Consider the following 20,847-nt stretch of genomic DNA (forward strand, 5'->3'; position numbering starts at 1 on the left):
TTAAACCTATAGTAAATGAAACAATTCATTATGCCCGCAATGGCGGCCCTCATTTTGTCAGCCTGCGGCAATACAGTTAACAACAATAGTACAACTGACTCTACAGAACAGGATCAGGTAGCCACGGCTCCCGCTCCAGGCATAAAGCTGAAAGATGATAAACTGAACGCCATATACCAGCATTACGTACACCTGACCAGCGCATTGGTAAAAGGAGATGTAAAAGAAGCTCGCCTTGCAGGAAATGCCATTGAAACAGGCGCAAAAGAAATATCAGGAGCTGAAAGCCTTGGCGCTGCTGCCGGGAAGATCACTGCTACAGCAGATATTGATGCACAGAGAACCGCTTACGCTACATTGAGCAACGACTTTATTTCCCTTGTAAAGAAGTCAGGGCTGAGCAGCGGTGCGGTATATGTTGATTTTTGCCCCATGGCAATGAACGACAAAGGCGCCTTCTGGTTGAGCAGCGATAAAGCTATACAGAATCCTTATTTCGGAGAACAGATGATGACCTGTGGAGAAGTAAAGGAAACCATTCAGTAAAACATACTTTAATCACTCAAAAAAAAGAAAATGAAAAAGATCTTCATTAGCGCTGTAGTGCTTACCTCCGTTATTTTTGCAGCTTGTAACAACAGCAACCAGTCTCATGATGGACATGCACAGGATACTGCTGCCACCGCAGGAGAAACTGCGAAAGAAGAAGAAGCTGTAGCCGAAGTAAAGCCCCGGTTCGCAACTGCCGACGCGAAAGTAACTGCTTCCCTGAAACCGGTCATCGATCACTATCTGCATATTAAGAATGGCCTGGCCGGAGATAATTCCGCAGAAGTTGCCAGTGCAGGTAAAGCAATGGCAGAAGCAATGACAACGGTTGATAAGTCAGCCATGACAGCAGATGAAAAGAAAGTGTATGCAGAAAATGAAGAAGACCTCAAAGAACATGCAGAACATATCAGTAAAAATGAAGGTAATATTGAACACCAGCGTGAACACTTTGCCCAGATGAGTGAAGATATATATGCCCTGGTAAAAGCATTCGGCGGCGGTCAACCCTTATATTACGATCACTGCCCCATGTATGACAATAATAAAGGTGCCTACTGGTTAAGTGAAACGAAAGAGATAAAGAATCCGTATTTCGGTGGCAAAATGCCAACTTGTGGCATAACCAAAGAACTGATCAAATAATATTCCGCATGCGCAGATCCAGGATCATTTTACTCTCTCTTCTGGCCATCGTTGTCCTGATGCAGTTCATCCGCCCGTCCAGGAACGAAAACAACAGGGAAGAACCTGCAAATGATATAACGAAGGTATATCCAATGCCAGCCGATGTACAGAAGCTATTGAAGGTCGCCTGCTATGATTGTCACAGCAATAACACACAATATCCCTGGTATACAAATATTCAGCCTGTAGGTTGGTGGATGGCCCATCATGTGGATGAGGGTAAGGAAGAACTGAATTTTAATGAGTATGCCAGCTATTCTCCCAAAAGACAACAGAATAAACTAAAAAGAATAAGAGAGGAAGTAGAAGAAGATGAAATGCCGCTTGGATCATATACGATAATACACAGGGATGCACGATTAACAGCTCAACAGAAAGATCTCCTTATAAAATGGATTGACAGTACGTTAAACAGGTAACAGATCTATCTGCTTATTAGCAAGGCTGCGGGTTTATTGCCCGCAGCTTTTTTTATTACTTAAAGTAATTGTAAAGGATATCATATACTTATATGATAAAAAACTGAAGAAGCCTGGTGAAGAATTAAAACAAACTAATAACTACTCATTTTTCTGAGTAGTTTATTTTTTTGATATAAATCAAATTCTTTTACAAAATACCGCTCTCTTACTCATCATCAAATTTTAAATACTGGAATTAGTAGTCAATAGTTTGTCTTACAAATACACATCGCAATCGTTTGCGGTAGGATCTTAAGCGGTACAATAAAATGATGTCATCCCGACACGCAAACGACATTTGTGTAATTTTTATTATATAACATTGCAATTATTTATCTGAGAGACTGTGGCCGGAGCAAACGGCAATCCTATATCTGTACAATGAAATAAAATAACTCCTAACCATTGAAAACATCACTTACCAAGGGGTGCGCGCATGTCATGCGGCTGGTCATCGCTTTGCTCTTACTTTCGGGTAGCAAAGTTTTGGCAACGCCAGAATGTCCAATTATTACAGCAAGATTCCCATTTGCAGACGGCACCACTGCAGATGCTTCTTCTACCGGCTGGTATCTCGACGCATCGAAGATTGCCAGTACCGGCTACTTCGCAGTTAAATCAAACCGGCTCCATGCACAGGAACTGGGCGGCGAAGGTATCTGGTATTCAAGAGTATTCTCCACTTCAGGATATACTGACTGGCAATTCGCTGTCAAGATCTCCTCTGAAGGAGATATGAATACTTCCGAGTATGTAAAGATCTATTACAAAGTAAATGGAGGAGCCGAAACATTGCTCACTCAACGTACCGGTAACTTCGGTACCATCGACTTTACATCTCCGCTGCTGAATGGTAATAATATACAGATCATTGTAAAGATCTACAATTACAATAACGGCGGCTCTCAAACATCTAAATACTATATAGAAGAATATAGGGTATTTAAAGAAAAAGGCCCCTGCGCCGGAACTATACCGGTAACAGCCACAGCTGCCAACGGAGGTACACTCACCTGTACAAACGGTTCAACCACTTTATCTGCCAGCTCTACAGCAACAAATGTATCTTATAGCTGGACAGGTCCTGGCAACTTCACTTCTAATGCGCAGAACCCTGTTGTGAGTACTGCTGGTACCTACACCGTGGTTGCCACCAATTCATCCGGATCAGGTTCTGCTACCGTTACAGTAACAGAAAATAAAACAAAACCTGATTTATCTGCAACCGGCGGAACGTTGGCTTGCGGCAGCAGTGTTACATTAAGCGCCAGTTCATCAGTACCTAATGTAAGCTACAGCTGGACAGGACCTGGTAACTTCACCAGTAGTGATAAGAACCCCGTTGTCAGTACAGCAGGAACATATGCCGTTACAATCACCAACCCTGCTAATGGTTGCACTAACTCAACATCCGTAAGTGTCACATCCGGAACTGCTGCACCAACGGATACCTGGGTAGAAGACTTCTCCCTGGCAAACGGAACAACTACAGATAATGGTACAACAGCCTGGTCTGTCCAGTATCCTTCAGGTTCGCTCTTCTCTGTAAACAACAATATCTTCAGGGCAAGTGGCACCGGTACCACTACACCCGCCGTATGGACCTCCGGCACTATATCCATTTCAGGTAAAACAAATGTGAATATATCTGCCGGAATAAGAAGCGCCATAACAGGCGATGCCGTGATGAATGGTGAAGATGGTACCTACGGAGACTATATCCGCTTCTATTATAAACTGAACGGTGGATCAGAAGTATTGTTTGCAGAAAAGAAAGGAACTATCAATAATCATAGCACCTCTCTGACCGGTGTTTCTGTTGCCGGTTTAAGTGGCAACACCCTGCAGATAATCATTAAAGTGAAGGTAACGGGCTCAGACGAATTTTATTATGTAGATAATATTAAAGTAACAGCGGTAGATCCTTCCTTAACATTGGCTACGGCTGTCAGCGGACCAGTTACCTGTACCAGCGGTGCACAGATCACCGTCACACCAAGTGCTGCAGTGGCATCTTATTCATGGACCGGCCCCAACGGATTTACTTCAACCTTGCAGAACCCTGTAGTTACCGCCGCCGGCCAGTATGTTGTTACCGCCACTACCAGCGGAGGCTGTACTGTATCCGTTCCTGTAACAGTAACAGAAAATAAGGCAGTTCCCGACCTTCAGGCAACAGGCGGCGTACTGGGTTGCGCCACAAGTGTTGTTTTAAATGCCAGCTCCTCAGTTGCAAATGCGCAATATAGCTGGACAGGGCCTGACAACTTTAGCAGCACCTCCAAAAATCCTTCCGTCAATACTATAGGTACTTATATTGTTACCGTAAAAGATCCTGCCAACGGTTGTACCAATTCTGCATCAGTAAGTGTTACCTCTGGAACCGGCACGGTAGCAAATACCTGGCTGGAAGACTTTACCCTGGCCAATGGTACTACGGTTGATAATGGCACTACTGCCTGGTCAGTCCAGTACCCTTCAGGTGCACTGTTCTCAGTGAACAGCAACATATTCAGAGCAAGTGGCACCGGTACCACCACACCTGCCGTATGGACATCAGGTGTTATCTCAATTGCAGGTAAAACGAATGTGAGTATCTCTGCAGGAGCAAGAAGCTCTGTAACCGGCGATGCCGTAATGAATAATGATGACAGTAGCATTGGCGACTATATCCGCTTCTATTATAAACTGAATGGCGGGCCAGAGGTGCTGTTTGCAGAGAAGAAAGGGACCATTAATAATCATAGCTCTTCTCTCACCGGCGTATCTGTTTCCGGTTTAAGCGGTGTTAGTCTGCAGATAGTTGTCAGAATAAAAGTGACCGGCACTGACGAATTCTATTACTTCGATAATATGAAAGTAACAGCTGTTGATTCTGCCCTGACATTGACAACAGCTGTCGGCGGACCAGTCACCTGCGCCAGCGGAACACAGATCATAGTAACACCCAGCACTTCTGTTACCTCCTATTCATGGACAGGGCCTAACGGTTTTACTTCAACCCTGCAGAACCCTGTAGTTACTGCCGGTGGCCAGTACATTGTTACTGCTACCAGCAGCGGCGGTTGTACTGTATCTGTTCCCGTAACAGTAACAGAAGACAAGGCAATCCCCGATCTCACAGCAACAGGTGGTACAATTGGTTGCTCATCTGCCGCTACGCTGAATGCCAGCTCTTCTGTACCTGATGCAGAATACAGCTGGACAGGCCCCGGTGGCTTTACCAGCACCGTTAAGGATCCGTCAGTCAACACTGTAGGTACCTACACCGTTACAGTTAGAAATCCCGCTAACGGTTGTACCGCTTCCGCTACTGCACAGGTAACCACTGTATCAGTAGCGCCAGCCACTTTCTGGCTGGAAGATTTCACCCTGGCCAATGGTACTACAGCCGATAATGGCGCTACCAGCTGGTCGCTGACCAGCACCGGCTCAGGAACAGCTTCCGTTCAAAGCAACGAATTTAAAGTCTCTTACAGCGGAGCTGGCGAAGCCAGATGGGCTTCAGGGGTAATTGATATTTCCGGGAAGAAGGATGTTGTGATATCCGCATTTCTTAAAAGTCAGACAGCCAGCACTAACGACGCCTTCGAACCAGACGACTATATAAGGGTTTATTATAAATTAAACGGAGGTGCCGAAGTACTGGTGTTTGAAGACATGGCGGGTATAGGTACTACCACTAACGGTACAGCAAGCACCACCTTTAATTCAAACGCAATTAATGGCAGCACTCTCCAGGTAGTGATCAGGGCCCGCAACTCTGACCCTACGGAAAGATATTATTTCGATGATGTGAAACTGACAGGCGCCGCTAATACAAGTGGTAATATGACAGCAACAGCATCTGTTAACGGTACATTAAGCTGCAGCATCACATCTGTACAGCTGTCAGGCAGCTCCAATACAAGCGGAGTCACTTATAAGTGGACAGGCCCTAACGGCTTCTCTTCCGGCGCTCAGAACCCTCTTGTAACAGCTGGCGGCGCTTATATACTGACAGTTACTAATAACACGGGCTGTACCGCCAATGCTACTGTAACCGTTATCCAGGATATAACAGCGCCCGATGTGAGCATAACTGCATCCGGTAGCTTAAGTTGTAACACAACAGGTGTAACCCTCACAGCCGCTTCAAATACAGCTAATGTTGCATTCACCTGGACCGGTAAGCCTGCAGGCCAGAACCCTATCAGCGTAACAGCACCGGGTAAATACTACGTAACAGCTACTGCTGCAAATGGCTGTAGCAAACTAGACAGCATAACGGTAAACCAGTCCACCGGAGGCTCAGGTTCAACGCCAACCGCATTCTGGCTGGAAGACTTTACCCTCGCTAATGGTACTACCGTTGATAATGGAGCTACCAGCTGGACCTTGGAAAGTAACGGGTCAGGTACAGCCTCTGTTCAGAATAATGAGTTCAAAGTTTCATACAGTACACCTGTTGAGGCCAGATGGGCATCAGGAGTGATTGATATTTCCGGGAAGAAAGATGTAGTAATATCTGCTGATCTCAGGAGTGAAACGCCTGGTAACGACCAGTTTGAATCTGACGATTATATCAATGTTTATTATAAATTAAATGGAGGACCTGAGGTGCTGATATATGATGATGTTGCCGGGATCGGCGAAAGCATAAGCGGTACCGCACTCATCTCTTTCAGTTCTACCGCCATTAATGGTAACACCCTGCAGGTGGTTGTCAGAGCCCGTAACTCCAATACTACAGAGAGATATTACTTCGATAATGTAAAGCTTACAGGAGCAGATAATGTCAGTAATAATTCACTTATCGCAACTGCATCAGTTAGTGATACAATAAGATGTAAAACACCGTCTGTACAATTGTTGGGTAATGCCAATGCCGTTGGAGTTGAGTATAGCTGGACAGGTCCTTCGGATTTCTCCTCTAACCTTCAGAATCCGGCAACTACAACTCCTGGTACTTATACCCTGACAGTTACCGCTCCTTCAGGATGTATTGCCAATGCTACTGTAACTGTCATCGAAGATAAGGCTGCCCCGGGTGTATCTGTAAGTGCAAGCGGTCCCATAACCTGTGCGGCTCCGTCAGTTGTTATTACCGGAGTTTCCGCGGTTGATGGTGTTACTTATAGCTGGGAGGGAACAAATAATTTCACTTCTGTTTTGCAGAGCCCTTCAGTGAGCATTCCAGGCCTGTATATTTTAACCGTAAGAAATCCTAAGAATGGTTGCGTCAGTGAAGGCCGTGTAACTGTTCAGCAGGATATTGCAGTACCTAACCTAACGGTAGCTGCACCTGCAGTATTGAATTGTAATACAACAAGTGTAAACCTTACAGCATCTACAACTACAGCTAATACAACCATCACCTGGACCGGCAGAACAGCAGGCCAGAACCAGATCAGTGTAACGGCGCCAGGCAAATATTATGTGACAGCTACTTCGGCTAACGGTTGTACAAAAAGAGATAGTGTGACAGTTACACAGGATGTCGTAGCTCCAAATTTAACTGTAGCTGCACCCGCAACATTGACCTGTACCACTACCAGTGTAGAACTGACAGCTTCTTCAACAACTCCGGGCACCAGCTTCACCTGGACCAGCAGACCAGACGGTCTGAACCCGGTAAGTGTGAACGCCCCTGGTAAATACTATGTAACTGCCACTTCAGCTAACGGCTGTCAGAAGACAGATAGTGTAATAGTTACGCAGAACGTAACAATTCCTAACCTGAGTATAGCTACACCTTTAACTCTTACTTGCGCCGCCACCAGCGTGAACCTGACAGCATCCTCAACAACCGCTGGCACTACCTTCACCTGGACCGGTAGAACAGCAGGCCAAAACCCGATCAGTGTAACAGCGCCTGGTAAATACTATGTAACAGCTACTTCTACCAATGGTTGTATTAAAGTTGATAGTGTAACAGTATCTCAGGATATTGCCATACCTAACCTGAGCATATCAATACCAGCGGTATTAACTTGTAATGCCACCAGCGTGAACCTGACAGCATCCTCAACAACCGCTGGCACTACCTTCACCTGGACTGGTAGAACAGCAGGCCAGAACCCGATTAATGTAACAGCGCCTGGCAAATATTATGTAACAGCTACTTCAGCTAACGGTTGTATCAAAGTAGACAGTGTAACTGTAACTCAAAACATCAATGTTCCTAACTTAACTATAGCAACACCTTCAACTCTTACTTGCGCCGCCATCAGCGTGAACCTGACAGCATCCTCAACAACCGCTGGCACTACCTTCACCTGGACCGGTAGAACAGCAGGCCAAAACCCGATCAGTGTAACAGCGCCTGGTAAATACTATGTAACAGCTACTTCTACCAATGGTTGTATTAAAGTTGATAGTGTAACAGTATCTCAGGATATTGCCATACCTAACCTGAGCATATCAATACCAGCGGTATTAACTTGTAATGCCACCAGCGTGAACCTGACAGCGTCTTCAACAACTGCTGGCACCACCTTCACCTGGACTGGTAGAACAGCAGGCCAGAATCCGATCAGTGTAACAGCGCCTGGTAAATACTATGTAACAGCTACTTCAGCTAACGGTTGTATCAAAGTAGACAGTGTAACTGTAACTCAGAGTGTCAATGTTCCTAACTTAACTATAGCAACACCAGCGGTACTTACCTGTGCTACTACCAGCGTGAACCTGACAGCGTCTTCAACAACTGCTGGCACCACCTTCACCTGGACTGGTAGAACTGCAGGTCAGAACCCGATCAGTGTAACTGCACCTGGTAAATACTATGTAACAGCTACTTCTGCTAACGGTTGTATCAAAGTAGACAGTGTAACTGTAACTCAGAGTGTCGACGTTCCTAACTTAAGCATAGCTACACCAGCGGTACTTACCTGTGCTACCACCAGCGTAAACCTGACAGCGTCTTCAACAACTGCTGGCACTACCTTCGCCTGGACTGGTAGAACAGCAGGCCAGAACCCGATTAATGTAACAGCGCCTGGCAAATACTATGTAACAGCTACTTCAGCTAACGGTTGTATCAAAGTAGACAGTGTAACTGTAACTCAAAACATCAATGTTCCTGACTTAACTATAGCTACACCAGCGGTACTTACCTGTGCTACCACCAGCGTGAACCTGACAGCTTCTTCAACAACAGCTGGCACTACTTTCACCTGGACTGGCAGAACTGCAGGTCAGAACCCGATCAGTGTCACCACACCGGGTAAATACTACGTAACTGCTACCTCAGCTAACGGCTGTATCAAACAGGATAGCGTAACAGTATCTCAGGATATTACAATACCTAACCTGAGCATAGCTACACCTGCAACTCTTACCTGCGCAACTACCAGCGTGAACCTGACAGCATCTTCAACAACAGCTGGCACCACCTTCACCTGGACCGGCAGAACTGCAGGTCAGAATCCGATCAGTGTCACTACACCGGGTAAATATTATGTGACAGCTACTTCAGCGAATGGTTGTACTAAGGTCGACAGTGTAACTGTAACCCAGAATATTACAGCGCCTAACCTGAGCATAGCTACACCTGCAACTCTTACCTGCGCAACTACCAGCGTGAACCTGACAGCGTCTTCAACAACTGCTGGCACCACCTTCACCTGGACTGGTAGAACTGCAGGTCAGAATCCGATCAGTGTAACTGCACCTGGTAAATACTATGTAACAGCTACTTCTGCTAACGGTTGTATCAAAGTAGACAGTGTAACTGTAACTCAGAGTGTCGACGTTCCTAACTTAAACATAGCTACACCAGCGGTACTTACCTGTGCTACCACCAGCGTAAACCTGACAGCGTCTTCAACAACTGCTGGCACTACCTTCGCCTGGACTGGTAGAACAGCAGGCCAGAACCCGATTAATGTAACAGCGCCTGGCAAATACTATGTAACAGCTACTTCAGCTAACGGTTGTATCAAAGTAGACAGTGTAACTGTAACTCAGAGTGTCGACGTTCCTAACTTAAGCATAGCTACACCAGCGGTACTTACCTGTGCTACTACCAGCGTGAACCTGACAGCGTCTTCAACAACAGCTGGCACCACCTTCACCTGGACGGGCAGAACTGCAGGGCAGAACCCGATCAGTGTCACTACACCGGGTAAATATTATGTGACAGCTACTTCAGCTAACGGTTGTATCAAAGTAGACAGTGTAACTGTAACTCAGAGTGTCGACGTTCCTAACTTAAGCATAGCTACACCAGCGGTACTTACCTGCGCAACTACCAGCGTGAACCTGACAGCATCATCAACAACTGCCGGCACAACCTTCACCTGGACAGGCAGGACAGCAGGTCAGAACCCGATCAGTGTAAGCGCACCTGGTAAATACTATGTAACTGCTACATCAGCCAACGGTTGTATTAAGGTTGACAGCGTAACTGTAACTCAGAGCGTCGACATCCCGAACTTAACTATATCTACACCAGCGGTGTTAACTTGTGCAACTACCAGCGTGAACCTGACAGCATCTTCAACAACAGCTGGCACCACCTTCACCTGGACAGGCAGGACAGCTGGGCAGAACCCGATTAATGTAACAACACCGGGTAAATACTACGTAACCGCTACTTCAGCTAACGGTTGTATCAAAGTAGACAGTGTAACTGTAACTCAAAACATCAATGTTCCTAACTTAACTATAGCAACACCAGCGGTACTTACCTGTGCTACCACCAGCGTGAACCTGACAGCATCTTCAACAACTGCTGGCACTACGTTTACATGGACAGGCAGGACAGCCGGTCAGAATCCGATCAGTGTAACTGCACCTGGTAAATACTATGTAACAGCTACTTCTGCTAACGGTTGTATCAAAGTAGACAGTGTAACTGTAACTCAGAGTGTCGACGTTCCTAACTTAAGCATAGCTACACCAGCGGTACTTACCTGTGCTACTACCAGCGTGAACCTGACAGCGTCTTCAACAACAGCTGGCACCACCTTCACCTGGACTGGTAGAACCGCAGGTCAGAACCCGATCAGTGTAACAGCGCCTGGTAAATACTACGTAACCGCTACTTCAGCGAACGGCTGTATCAAACAGGATAGCGTAACAGTATCTCAGGATATTACCACACCTAACCTGAGCATAGCTACACCTGCAACTCTTACCTGTGCAACCACCAGCGTGAACCTGACAGCATCATCAACAACAGCTGGCACCACCTTCACCTGGACAGGCAGAACCACAGGTCAGAACCCGATCAGCGTAACTACACCTGGTAAATACTATGTGACAGCTACTTCAGCGAACGGTTGTATCAAACAGGATAGCGTAACAGTATCTCAGGATATTACCACACCTAACCTGAGCATATCAATACCTGCGGTATTAACTTGCGCCGCCACCAGCGTGAACCTGACAGCATCTTCAACAACTGCTGGCACTACGTTTACATGGACAGGCAGGACAGCCGGTCAGAACCCGATCAGTGTCACTACACCGGGTAAATATTATGTGACAGCTACTTCAGCGAATGGTTGTACTAAGGGCGACAGTGTAACTGTAACCCAGAATATTACAGCGCCTAACCTGAGCATATCAATACCTGCGGTATTAACTTGCGCCGCCACCAGCGTGAACCTGACAGCATCTTCAACAACTGCTGGCACTACGTTTACATGGACAGGCAGGACAGCCGGTCAGAACCCGATCAGTGTCACTACACCGGGTAAATATTATGTGACAGCTACTTCAGCGAATGGTTGTACTAAGGGCGACAGTGTAACTGTAACCCAGAATATTACAGCGCCTAACCTGAGCATAGCTACACCAGCGGTACTTACCTGCGCAACTACCAGCGTGAACCTGACAGCATCTTCAACAACTGCTGGCACCACCTTTACCTGGACTGGCAGAACCGCAGGTCAGAACCCGATCACTGTAACAGCGGCTGGTAAATACTATGTAACCGCTACTTCAGGGAACGGTTGTATCAAACAGGATAGCGTAACAGTATCTCAGGATATCACAACACCTAACCTGAGCATAGCTACACCTGCAACTCTTACCTGCGCAACCACCAGCGTGAACCTGACAGCATCTTCAACAACTGCTGGCACCACCTTCGCCTGGACAGGCAGAACCACAGGTCAGAACCCGATCAGCGTAACTACACCTGGTAAATACTATGTGACCGCTACTTCAGCGAACGGTTGTATTAAGAAGGATAGCGTAACAGTATCTCAGGACATTACAACACCTAACCTGAGCATAGCTACACCAGCAGTATTAACCTGTAATACCACCAGCGTTGATCTGACAGCATCAACAACAACAGGAAGTACGACAATTACCTGGACGGGTAGGACAGAAGGACAGAACACCATAAGCATAAGCGCTCCTGGCAAATACTATGTAACAGCTACTTCAGCAAACGGTTGTATTAAAAAGGATAGCGTGACTGTTACCCAGGATATAACTACACCTGATCTCAGCATAGCCACACCACCGGTATTAACCTGTAATACAACCAACTTCGATCTGAAAGCCTCTTCAGCAACAGCAGGTACAACATTCACCTGGACAGGAAGACCTGCAGGTCAGAACCCGATCAATGTAACTACCTACGGTAAATACTATGTGACAGCTACTGCTCCGAATGGTTGTATTAAGAAAGACAGCGTGACAGTAACACAGAATGTGACATCACCAGCTAATGTACAGGTAGAGAACAACGGTCCTCTGAATTGTAACAGGACAATGGTAACGTTGAAAGGCAGCTCTACTACGTCAACAGTTGCATATGAATGGACATATCCTGACGGTACCAAAACTAATACCGCTCAGATCAATACTGACAAAAAAGGTACCTACCAGTTAAAAGTGACCAATACTGCAAATGGTTGTAGTGTCAATACCTCAACAACCGTTTTACAGGATATCACAGCACCAGCCAATGTTCAGATTACCAGCGATGGTCCGCTCACATGCGCAACTACAATAGTGACCCTGGCGGGAAGCTCTAATGCTGCAAACGCAAGCTATATCTGGACCGGGCCGGGCTTCAGCGAGAACTCACCTACCGTTTTTGTTGACAAACCAGGTATATATACACTGTCAGTTACAGATCCGAATAACGGCTGCGTTGTCCGCACACAAACAGAAGTAAAGAAAAATATAACTCCTCCGGAAGCTGTGATCAACGTTCCATCAACAATTGTAGAACCATTCACGGCAGATTTTATCAGCGCACAGATAGTAAACAATGCCACTTACAGGTGGACATTAAACTCATCTGATAACAGCTGGATGATCCTCGACGGAGAACAATCTTCAACACTGATGTACCAGTCCGGTAACCCCGGCGGAACAGGAACCATTCAACTGACTGTCACTGACAGAGGCAATGGCTGCGAAAGTTCAGCTCAGGTTACACTGTCAGCTACAGCACCTACGCTAGGCGCAAGTATGCCGGCAGAAGAAACCACGGTAATGGAATATAACGCATATCCAAATCCGTTCACAGACAGGGCAACCATCACATTTAAAGCGCCGGTAAGTGGAAAAGTGACAGTAGAGCTTTATGCAGGCACGAATGGAAGCCGGGAAAGGATACTGTTCAATGAACAGGCCTCTGCCGGACGATCATACAAAGTAACACTCAACGCCGTCGATCTTCCCGCAGGTATGCATATCTGCGTGATCAGGGCCAATGGAAAAGTATATACCCGTAAAATGATACTGGTAAGATAGTTTCCGGAACATAATTATTCACTAAGCACTCTGAAGCTCTCTTTGCAAGGGACGCTTCAGGGTGCTTCTGAATATCATTCTGAACCTGTGTTTTTCACGTTGTAGAAAATATCATCGATGTATTGTAAGCATTAATTACAGTTATCCTATGAACCACAAAAAGTCTTTACCTACGCCTGCACACCACAATCCCTCCCTCGGAAAGTGGTTTGACCTGTTTGTACTCCTGTTCTTATGTACTCTCCTTTTAGCTATAAACCGCCGGGCCGAGGGCAGCAGAATGGCGGATGGCGTGATCATCCTGGAGCTGGCACGCGCAACAGAAGGAGGAGGGAATGGTATTGTAACCTTCAGACTGGAAAACGGCGCCACAGCCCCCAGCGATATTACAATAACATATACGATCAATGCCACGGCAGCCAACCCTGCAGTGAACGGAGTGGATTACCAGACATTATCCGGCACAGCAACCATTGCAGCCGGAACGAATGAAGCACAGGTGATCATCACACCCATAGACGATATTCTGATAGAAGGTGATGAGAATATTGAATTTACCCTGATATCAGCACTCGACCAGGGCGGTCTCAGTTACCTTACCCCACAGAGAGGACTTGTAACTACCTTAGTAGATAACGATAACAGGATCAGTATTACCAAAGTGAACAATGGTAAGGAATTAGGCAACGGCAATGCCAGCGATGGCGCTTATCTCATAAAATTGCCGGGTAACCTCACATTTAACGAAGATATTCCTGTTAAGTATCTTATTACCGGTGGTACAACAGCAAGCGGGGGAGCAGGTACAACATTCGACTACGATAACAGCAACCTGACAGGGACGATAATATTACCCGCCAACACCAACAGTATACAGTTACCATTGAAAGTAAACGATGATAAACTGGTAGAGGTCAATGAAAACGTAGAGCTGACAATACAGGATAATATGCTGTCGGCCGTGACAAACATCCGCTTCTCATTCGATCCCTTGCAGAAAAGCGCTATTGTGACGATCGAAGATGATGACGTCAATATTCCAATAGGCGTTGTCGCTACAAAGGATGGTGCAGAACCGGGAGGGGGTACAAATGACGGAAGTATCACTGTCGGCTGGCCTGACGGATTTACTTCAACTACGGGTATCGTAATAAGATATACTATAAGTGGTACAGCAATAATTAATACAGACTATAGAATAAGCCCGGTATCACCTACACAAGCCATTATTTCGCCGGGTACCAGTAATATAAAAATACCTATTGCTGTAATTGACGATAATATCGTAGAAGGTACCGAAACAGTGGTCCTGAATATTACGGGAATTTCATTTGGTGGCGGACCAACATCACCTACAGGAACCAACCAGGCTACCGTAAATATTGCTGATAACGACGTAAAATCTTCTGTACAATGGAAAAGCGCCAGCTACACCGGCACCGGTACAGGAGGCGCTGTAAAAGCGGGAGAACTGATCACTTATACCATTCACGTACGCAATACCGGGAACGTCATTCTCACAAATACAAAGATCACTGATGTTATTCCTGCCAATACACAGTTTGTAAGTGCCGATGGAGGTATAGTGCCGGATGCCGGCGGCCGGCTGACCTGGACAATTCCCAGCATAGCCGTGAACGCAAATAATGAAATGCGCAGTTTTACCGTTCGCGTTGTAAATGATCTGACTACCGTAAGTAATATCACTAACACAGCTGATGTAGATAACGGAGATGGTACCGGTGATCATCCCACCACACCGCCGGACCCTAACAATCCAAATGATCCTCATCCCAATCCTGTTCCCAATACACCGTCCACAGATATTCCTGTAGATAACGGCGGCAAACATTCCGCCAACTGGAAAAGTGCCAGCTATACCGGCACAGGAACAGGAGGGAAGCTAAAACCGGGTGACCAGATCACCTACACTGTTCACGTTCGCAATACCGGCAACGTACGGCTGACAAACGTCATCATCTCAGACCAGCTACCCGCTTATACCGTATTCGTAAGTGCTGACGGAGGAATTACTCCTGACGCCAGCGGTAAACTGACCTGGACTATCACTGACATCCCGGTAGGATCAGCAGATGTAACCCGCAACTTTGTTGTAAGAGTAGCAGCTAACCTGACAGGTGCCACCAGCATCACCAACACTGCCGATGTAGATAACGGAGATGGCACCGGTGGTCATCCCACCACATCACCCGATCCTAACAATCCAAACAATCCCCATCCCAATCCTACTCCCAATACACCATCTACAGATATCCCTATAGATAATGCCAAACGTTCCGTAAACTGGAAAAGCGCCAGCTACACCGGCACAGGTGCAAACGGTAAACTGAAAGCAGGAGATGAAATAGTTTACACCATTCATATCCGCAACACCGGTCACGTAGAGCTGGCTAACGTACAGATCAGCGACCAGCTTCCGGCAGCCACAAGTTTCATCAGCGCAGACGGAGGTATAGTACCTGACGGCACGGGCAAACTCACCTGGACTATCTCTACAATAGGGGTAGGTGCTGCAGACGTAACACGCAGTTTCCGCGTTCGTGTAGTAACAGACCTGACAGGTGTCACCAATATCATCAACACAGCAGATGTAGATAACGGAGACGGCACCGGTGGTCATCCCACCACACCACCAGATCCCAACAATCCAAATGATCCTCATCCAAATCCTACTCCCAACACACCATCTACCGATATTCCTGTAGATAACGGAGGAAAGAAGTCAGCCAACTGGAAAAGCGCAAGCTATACCGCTACAGGCACAGGAGGCAGAGTAAAACCGGGCGACCAGATCACCTATACCATCCACGTTCGCAATACCGGCAATGTCCGGCTGACAAACGTTACTATATCAGATCAACTACCTGCCTATACTGTATTCGTAAGCGCCGACGGCGGCATCGTGCCTGACGGTACCGGCAAACTAACCTGGACTATCACCGACATACCAGTAGGATCAGCAGATGTAACCCGCAGCTTTGTTGTGAGAGTGGCATCTAACCTGACAGGTGCCACCAGCATCACCAACACTGCAGACGTAGATAACGGAGATGGCACCGGTGGTCATCCTACCACACCACCAGATCCGAACAATCCTAATAATCCTCATCCCAATCCTACTCCCAACACACCATCTACCGATATCCCTGTAGATAATGCCAAACAGTCCCTGAACTGGAAAAGCGCAGCTTATACAGGTACGGGAACAGGTGGTAAGCTGAAAGCAGGAGACGAGATCATCTATACCATCCATATTCGTAATACCGGCCCTGTTGAACTGACAAACGTGCAGATCGGAGACCAGCTGCCAGCAGCCACAAGTTTCATCAGTGCCGACGGAGGCATCGTTCCTGACGCCACTGGCAAACTGACCTGGACTATCGCCAGCATACCTGTAGGCAGTGCAGATGTACTACGCAGCTTCCGCGTTCGCGTAGTAACCGACCTGACAGGTGTTACCAGTATCGTCAACACAGCCGATGTCGATAACGGAGACGGCACCGGTGGCCATCCCACCACACCGCCGGACCCTAACAATCCAAATGATCCTCATCCCAATCCTGTTCCCAACACACCATCTACTGACATCCCTGTAGATAACGGTGGTAAACACTCGCTCAACTGGAAGAGCGCCAGCTATACCGCTACAGGAACAGGAGGTAAACTGAAACCCGGAGATCAGATCAGCTATACCATTCACGTCCGCAATACCGGCAACGTCCGGCTGACAAACGTCATCATCTCAGATCAGTTACCTGCCTATACCGTATTCGTAAGTGCAGACGGTGGCATCGTTCCTGACGGCACGGGCAAACTGACCTGGACTATCACTGACATCCCGGTAGGATCAGCAGATGTAACCCGCAGCTTCGTAGTAAGGGTAGCAGCTAACCTGACAGGTGCCACCAGTATCACCAACACAGCCGATGTAGATAACGGAGACGGCACCGGTGGTCATCCCACCACACCACCGGATCCAAACAATCCGAATAATCCTCATCCAAATCCTACTCCCAATACACCATCTACAGATATCCCTGTAGATAATACAAAGCACTCCCTGAACTGGAAAAGTGCAGCTTATACCGGTACAGGCACCGGTGGCAGACTAAAAGCAGGAGATGAGATCACTTATACAATCCATATCCGCAACACCGGCCCGGTAGAACTGACCAATGTGCAGATAGGAGATCAGCTTCCTGCAGCCACAAGTTTCATCAGCGCAGACGGAGGCATAACACCTGATGCCAGCGGTAAACTGACCTGGACTATCGCCAGTATACCAGTAGGCAGTGCAGATGTAGTACGCAGCTTCCGCGTTCGTGTAGTAACCGACCTGACAGGTGTTACCAATATCGTTAACACAGCAGATGTCGATAACGGAGACGGCACGGGCGGCCATCCCACCACACCGCCAGACCCTAACAACCCGAACGATCCTCATCCAAATCCTACGCCCAACACACCATCTACCGATATTCCTGTAGATAACGGAGGAAAGCAGTCAGCCAACTGGAAAAGCGCTAGCTATACCGGCTCAGGTACAAGTGGCAGAGTAAAACCGGGCGACCAGATCACCTATACCATCCACATTCGCAACACCGGCAACGTCAGACTGACAAACGTCATCATCTCAGACCAGCTGCCTGCCTATACCGTATTCGTAAGCGCTGACGGAGGCATCGTGCCTGACGCAACCGGTAAACTGACCTGGACTATCACTGACATTCCAGTAGGATCTGCAGATGTTACCCGAAGCTTTGTTGTGACCGTTGCATCTAACCTGACAGGAGCTACCAGCATCGTCAATACAGCAGATGTAGATAATGGAAATGGCACAGGAGGTCATCCTACCACGCCACCAGATCCGGGCAACCCGAACAATCCTCATCCCAATCCTACTCCCAACACACCATCTACCGATATCCCTGTAGATAATGCCAAACAGTCCCTGAACTGGAAAAGCGCAGCTTATACAGGTACGGGCACCGGTGGCAGACTGAAAGCAGGAGATGAGATCATCTATACCATCCATATTCGTAATACCGGCCCCGTTGAACTGACAAACGTACAGATCGGAGACCAGCTCCCTGTGGCTACAAGTTTCATCAGCGCCGACGGAGGCATCGTTCCTGACGCCACTGGCAAACTGACCTGGACTATCGCCAGCATACCGGTAGGCAGTGCAGATGTAGTACGCAGCTTCCGTGTAAGAGTGATTAATGACCTGACAGGTGTTACCAATATCGTTAACACAGCTGATGTCGATAACGGAGACGGCACCGGTGGCCATCCCACCACACCACCTGATCCCAACAACCCAAATGATCCTCATCCGAATCCCGTTCCCAACACACCATCTACTGACATCCCTGTAGATAACGGTGGTAAACACTCGCTCAACTGGAAGAGCGCCAGCTATACCGCTACAGGCACAGGAGGCAGAGTAAAACCGGGCGACCAGATCTCCTATACCATCCACATTCGCAACACCGGCAACGTACGGCTGACAAACGTCATCATCTCAGACCAGCTACCCGCTTATACCGTATTCGTAAGCGCAGACGGTGGCATCGTTCCTGACGGCACGGGCAAACTCACCTGGACTATCACTGACATCCCGGTAGGATCAGCAGATGTAACCCGCAGCTTCGTAGTAAGGGTAGCAGCTAACCTCACAGGTGCCACCAGCATCACCAACACTGCAGACGTAGATAACGGAGACGGTACCGGTGGACATCCCACCACACCACCGGATCCAAACAATCCGAATAATCCTCATCCCAATCCTACTCCCAACACACCATCTACAGATATCCCTGTAGATAACATGAAGAAGTCAGTCAGCTGGAAAACAGCTGCTTACACCGGCACAGGTGCTAACGGTAAAGTGAAGGCCGGCGATGAAATAACTTATACCATCCATATCCGTAACACAGGTCACGTAGAATTAACCAATGTACAAACTGGTGACCAGCTGCCGGCGCCTACAAGTTTTGTAAGCGCAGATGAAGGTATTGTACCGGACGCCAGTGGTAAGCTGACCTGGACAATTCCGAATATAGCTGTAGGTGCCGCAGATGTGTTACGCAGCTTCCGCGTCAGGGTAGCTAATGATCTCAGCGATGTAACCAACATCGTCAACACAGCCGATGTAGATAACGGAGACGGCACTGGCGGTCACCCTACCACACCACCAGATCCTGACAATCCTAATAATCCTCATCCAAATCCCAACCCCAATACACCATCCACCGATATACCAGTAGATAACGGTAAAAGCTCAACGAACTGGAAGAGCGCCGCCTATACCGGTACAGGCACAGACGGCGCGGTCAGGACCGGCGATGAAATAACCTATACTGTTCATATACGCAACACTGGCAATACCCGGCTTACCAATGTCCTGCTGACAGATACCATTCCTGCCTTCACAACCTTTGTAAGTGCAGAAGGAGGAATAGTACCGGATGCCGGTAAAAAACTGACCTGGACCATCTCTGAGATACCTGTAGGAAGCGCTGATATTACCCGTTCCTTCACAGTAAGGGTAGTGGAAGACCTTACAGGGGCTACAAATATTTACAACACAGCCTGGGTAAATAACGGCAATGGTAACGGGAATGAACCTACTAACTCTTCAGATCCCAATGATCCTGCCAATCCCAATCCGAATCCAACACCAGGACCATCTACTTCAATAAAAGTAGACGCTAAGCAGGCATTCGCAGCCTGGAAAACAGTAGCTACCGCCAGCGGCGGACTTAAAGCCAAACCAGGCGAGATCCTTCTATACACTGTATTTGTACGGAACACCGGGAATGTAACGCTTCCCGCCATCACCGTCATTGACTCTGTACCTGCACATACTACCTATGAAAGCGCCGGAGAAAGTGGCATATATGACAGAGAGACCAACAGGGTAACCTGGACCATCAGAGATATACCTGTTGGCGATATGACTCCTGTAACATTCAGGGTAAAGGTTGACAATAACCTGGATTCCGGGATCGTGATCACAAACATCGCTTCAGTAACAAATGGTACCGACACAATACCAACAGGCACCTGCGATCCCTCGGCTACAGGATGCTCAGGCACACCGGGAACCACTGTGATAGAAACCGAAGAGGCTAACGGCGGACTGAAATTCGCCAATGCCATGAGCCCTAACGGAGATGGTAAGAATGACTATTTCGCCATAAAAGGCCTGGACAAATACCCGGGATCTGCCTTATATGTTTATAACAGATGGGGAAATATGGTCTATCAATCCAGGTCCTATAACAACGACTGGGCCGCTACCGGGTTAAGCGACGGGACCTATTACTACGTCCTGGAACTGAAACGGCCTGAAGGAACTAAAGTCTATAAAGGATGGGTAATAATTAAAAGAGACTGATAAAACTATATCACTATTAAA

At 47.4% G+C, this 20,847-nt stretch carries 5 protein-coding genes; all 5 read left to right on the plus strand.

Annotation, left to right across the window (positions count from 1 at the left end):
- Positions 1-15: 15 nt before the first annotated feature.
- Positions 16-546 (plus strand): DUF3347 domain-containing protein, encoded by a 531-nt coding sequence (locus tag GO493_RS06575; protein WP_157305341.1) that lies wholly within the window; start codon positions 16-18, stop codon positions 544-546.
- Between the two features lie 30 nt (positions 547-576).
- Positions 577-1,194 carry a DUF3347 domain-containing protein gene (locus GO493_RS06580; protein ID WP_157305342.1) on the plus strand — a complete coding sequence of 206 codons (618 nt, stop codon included), beginning with the start codon at positions 577-579 and terminating at the stop codon, positions 1,192-1,194.
- An 8-nt stretch (positions 1,195-1,202) separates the two neighbouring features.
- Positions 1,203-1,655 (plus strand): heme-binding domain-containing protein, encoded by a 453-nt coding sequence (locus GO493_RS06585; RefSeq protein ID WP_157305343.1) that lies wholly within the window; start codon positions 1,203-1,205, stop codon positions 1,653-1,655.
- Positions 1,656-2,183: 528 nt separating this feature from the next.
- Positions 2,184-13,403 (plus strand): T9SS type A sorting domain-containing protein, encoded by an 11,220-nt coding sequence (locus tag GO493_RS06590; protein ID WP_157305344.1) that lies wholly within the window; start codon positions 2,184-2,186, stop codon positions 13,401-13,403.
- Positions 13,404-13,551: 148 nt separating this feature from the next.
- Positions 13,552-20,826, plus strand: a complete 7,275-nt coding sequence (locus tag GO493_RS06595; RefSeq protein WP_157305345.1) for a DUF7507 domain-containing protein — start codon at positions 13,552-13,554, stop codon at positions 20,824-20,826.
- Positions 20,827-20,847 lie beyond the last annotated feature (21 nt).

Source organism: Chitinophaga tropicalis, from assembly GCF_009758205.1.
GTDB classification, from domain to species: Bacteria; Bacteroidota; Bacteroidia; order Chitinophagales; family Chitinophagaceae; genus Chitinophaga; species Chitinophaga tropicalis.

Excerpts from the sequence above, each read along its gene's own strand:
- GO493_RS06575 (WP_157305341.1), top strand. The coding sequence starts at position 16 with ATGAAACAATTCATTATGCCCGCAATGGCGGCCCTCATTTTGTCAGCC.
- GO493_RS06580 (WP_157305342.1), top strand. The coding sequence starts at position 577 with ATGAAAAAGATCTTCATTAGCGCTGTAGTGCTTACCTCCGTTATTTTT.
- GO493_RS06585 (WP_157305343.1), top strand. The coding sequence starts at position 1,203 with ATGCGCAGATCCAGGATCATTTTACTCTCTCTTCTGGCCATCGTTGTC.
- GO493_RS06595 (WP_157305345.1), top strand. The coding sequence starts at position 13,552 with ATGAACCACAAAAAGTCTTTACCTACGCCTGCACACCACAATCCCTCC.